The 3,704-nt window shown below is 53.7% G+C and carries 2 protein-coding genes and 2 pseudogenes; all 4 read left to right on the top strand.

Going from position 1 to position 3,704, the window contains the following annotated elements; translation table 11 throughout:
• Window positions 1-366: DUF3945 domain-containing protein (locus Q0Z70_RS13255; RefSeq protein ID WP_366807337.1), on the top strand; the 366-nt coding region annotated here is incomplete at its 5' end.
• A 60-nt stretch (window positions 367-426) separates the two neighbouring features.
• Complete coding sequence (locus Q0Z70_RS13250) at window positions 427-2,517, top strand: type IA DNA topoisomerase (protein WP_298075240.1); 2,091 nt, start codon at window positions 427-429, stop codon at window positions 2,515-2,517.
• A 28-nt stretch (window positions 2,518-2,545) separates the two neighbouring features.
• Window positions 2,546-3,140: pseudogene (locus tag Q0Z70_RS13245) on the top strand (DUF1896 domain-containing protein).
• Window positions 3,130-3,704: pseudogene (locus Q0Z70_RS13240) on the top strand (DNA methylase); the annotation flags it as partial. The pseudogenes Q0Z70_RS13245 and Q0Z70_RS13240, both read left to right, overlap by 11 nt.

Here is a 3,704-nt window from a genome sequence, read left to right as displayed (position 1 = left end):
CCCATCAGCAAATGGAGCGGCGTGAACTTCACCGAACAACAGAAAGCCGATTACGCGGCGGGTAAGGTGATAAAGCTAGAGAACGTGACCGACAAACAGGGCTTCCACGCCACGATGTACATCAAGTTCAACCCGGAGAAGGGACGCCCGTACCGCTACGACACCAACCCCGACAACGCGCAGAAGGTCGTCCCGTCCAACGAGAGCCGCACTCAGGTGGCGGTGAACAGCGAGGGCAAGACCAACGAGGCGACCAAGAACCTGAAAGAGCCGTTGCAGAAAGGACAGACCGCCCCGAAAGACGAAAAACAGCAAAAGCAGCAGGAGAAGCCTCAGAGGAAAACGGGCAAGGGCATGAAGATGTAACATCCCATTCCAAGCCCACCACTAAATCCAAAGTAATAATCCATTAAAAAGTAAAACAGCATGAAGACAATCATTGCAGAAAAGCCGTCTGTGGCACGTGAAATCGCCCGCATCGTGGGCGCGACAAAAAGAGAGGAAGGATATTTCGAGGGAGGCGGCTACGCCGTGACATGGGCATTCGGACACCTCGTCCAGCTTGCCATGCCCGACGGCTACGGCATACGAGGTTTCGTCCGTGACAACCTCCCTGTCATCCCCGAAACCTTCACGCTCATTCCCCGTCAGGAAAAGACGGAAAAGGGCTACAAGCCCGACAGCGGCGTGGTGTCGCAGATAAAAATCATCACCCGTCTTTTCAAGGATAGCGAACAGATCATCGTGGCGACCGATGCAGGACGCGAAGGTGAGCTTATCTTCCGATATCTCTACCATTATATCGGATGTACTACGCCTTTCGTGCGTCTTTGGATAAGATCGCTTACCGACAAGGCTATCCGTGAGGGATTACGCAACCTCGAAACGGGCGACAAATACGACAACCTCTACCTTGCAGCCAAAGCACGGAGCGAATCCGACTGGCTTGTGGGTATCAACGGCACGCAGGCACTCTCCATCGCTTCCGGACACGGCACGTACTCCGTCGGACGGGTACAGACGCCCACGTTGGCGATGGTGTGCGCACGTTACTGGGAGAACCGCCGTTTCAAGGTTGAACCGTTTTGGCAGCTCCATATTGCCACTGAGGATGGCAACGGCGAAGTGGTGAAATTCTCCTCTTCTGAGAAATGGAAAGAGAAAGAGCCGGCGACGGAACTATATAATAAGGTGAAAGAAGCAGGCACAGCTACTGTCACGAAAGCAGAACGCAAGGAGAAGACGGAGGACACTCCGCTTCTGTACGACCTGACCACGCTCCAGAAGGAAGCTAACGCCAAGCATGGCTTCACGGCGGAGCAGACGCTCGAAATCGCGCAGAAGCTCTACGAGAAGAAGCTCATCACCTATCCGAGAACCGGGAGTCGCTACATCCCCGAAGACGTGTTCGCGGAAATACCCAAGCTGCTCGCTTTCATCGGCAACCTGCCCGAATGGAAAGGCAAAGTCAATCCGAAAGCCGTGCCGACATGCCGCAGCGTGGACGGTGGCAAGGTAACAGACCACCACGCCCTGCTCGTCACGGGCGAGAAACCGCTGTTCCTCTCCAAAGAAGATAGCACCGTCTATCACATGATTGTCGGGCGCATGATTGAGGCTTTTTCCGAAAAATGCGTCAAGGACACCGCCATCGTTACGGCGGATTGTGCCGGAGTGGAGTTCACGGTGAAAGGCAGTATCATCAGGCAAGCCGGATGGCGTGCCGTCTATGGCGAGGAAGAGATAGAGAAAGCCACTATCCCCGGCTGGCAGGAAAGCGACACGCTGACACTGAAAGCCGCCTCCATCACGGAGGGAAAGACCAAGTCCAAACCGCTACATACCGAAGCCACTCTGCTGTCCGCTATGGAAACGGCTGACAAGGAGATAGAGGATGATGCGTTGCGGCAGGCTTTGAAGGACTGCGGCATCGGCACACCCGCCACCCGTGCCGCCATCATCGAAACGCTTTTCAAACGCGGTTACATGGAACGCTGCAAGAAGTCGCTTGTACCTACCGAAAAGGGGCTTGCCCTTTACTCGGTCGTAAAGACGATGCGCATCGCCGATGTCGCCATGACGGGCGAATGGGAAAAGGAACTGGCACGCATCGAGCGCGGGGAACTACCCGCCGACACCTTCCGCAAGGAGATCGAGGCGTACACACGGAAGATTACCTCTGAACTGCTCTCATGCGACAAACTGTTCGCCCGCAGGGATTCCGGCTGCAAGTGTCCCAAGTGCGGAACGGGCAGTATGCAGTTCTACGGCAAGGTCATCCGCTGCGGCAACGCAGAGTGCGGGCTGCCCGTGTTCCGCCTGAAGGCAAACCGCACCCTTTCTGATGACGAGATCAAAGACCTGCTCACCGACGGACACACGAAACTGCTCAAAGGCTTCAAGAGCAAGCAGGGCAAGAGCTTCGATGCCGTGGTTACCTTTGACGGGGACTACAACACGACATTTGTGTTCCCCGAAAGAAAAAGTAAGACGACCTCTACGAGAAGAAGAAAATAATGAGTAACTTTGCCACTGGTTCAGAGTAATGAATTGTTCTTCGATACCGGATTACACTCATACTTTGGATTTAGTGGTGGCACTCGGAGGGATACCGAGTGCCTTTTTCTTCTCCTTCCAAGTGATTATCCCGGTTTATTTAATCCAACCACTAAATTCAAAGTAACGTAATGAACAACAAGAAGAAAAACGAAGGACAGACCGACTTTTCCTACTACGGTCTGTACCTGCTGGACTATCTCCGAACAAACAGGTTTGAACAGACAACCGATGAAGCCTTCATCCGTGAACACGCCGACCGTGCCGCCGGAACGTATGAACGGGCAAGGCTCGAAGGCTATACCACCGCAGGAGCGCAAGAACTGGCGATGAACACATTGCTGGAAGGGCTTCGCTACTCCAAGTACGCCATCCTGCGCGAAGTAGTGGAGAACGAGTTTGCCGACGACGTGCCGGAAGCGAAGCGTGAATCCTTTACCCGAAAACTGCTGCCGCTTGTCGGAAATGTATTCTCCATTTATGACCTCTCGGACGACAATTTCGCCCTGTCGCCCGATTATGACCTGCTCTACACGGAGCTGACGGGGGCTGTCGTCCTTTATATAGAGGAATATGGCGTTTAATCTCAAACAAAGGTTGCGGGACAACATCGAGGCGATACGGACGGCATTCGTCCTTGACAGGGAACAACGCACCCCCACCGCACGCGAAAGGCTCTTGTTGGAGCGTTATTGCGGTTTCGGTGGACTGAAGTGCATACTGAACCCTGCAAAGGAACTGACGGATGCCGTCCATTGGGCGAAATCCGACCTCGAACTGTTTGCCCCGACCGTGGAACTGCACAAGTTACTACGGGAGAATACAAAAGACGATACGGAGTATAAGCGGTACATGGATGCCATGAAGCAATCCGTTCTGACCGCTTTCTATACTCCGCCGGAGATAACAGGCACTATTGCGGAAGTGCTGCATGAACACGGCATACGTCCCGACCGGGTACTGGAACCGTCGGCAGGCGTTGGCGCATTTGTGGATGCCGTATTGGAGAATAAGCCGGACGCGGACATCATGGCTTTTGAGAAAGACCTGATGACGGGCAAGATATTGAGACACCTGCATCCCGACCAGAAAGTAAGGATACAGGGATACGAGAAAATTGAAAAGCCGTTCATGAACCATTTTGATTT

Origin of the sequence: uncultured Bacteroides sp. (assembly GCF_947632445.1) — a bacterium.
Lineage (GTDB): Bacteria > Bacteroidota > Bacteroidia > Bacteroidales > Bacteroidaceae > Bacteroides.
The sequence above is the reverse complement of the archived record's forward strand: the minus strand, read 5'-3'. Positions and strand labels throughout refer to the sequence as shown.

Coding starts and splice junctions, on each gene's coding strand:
- Q0Z70_RS13250 (WP_298075240.1), top strand. CDS start 427: ATGAAGACAATCATTGCAGAAAAGCCGTCTGTGGCACGTGAAATCGCC.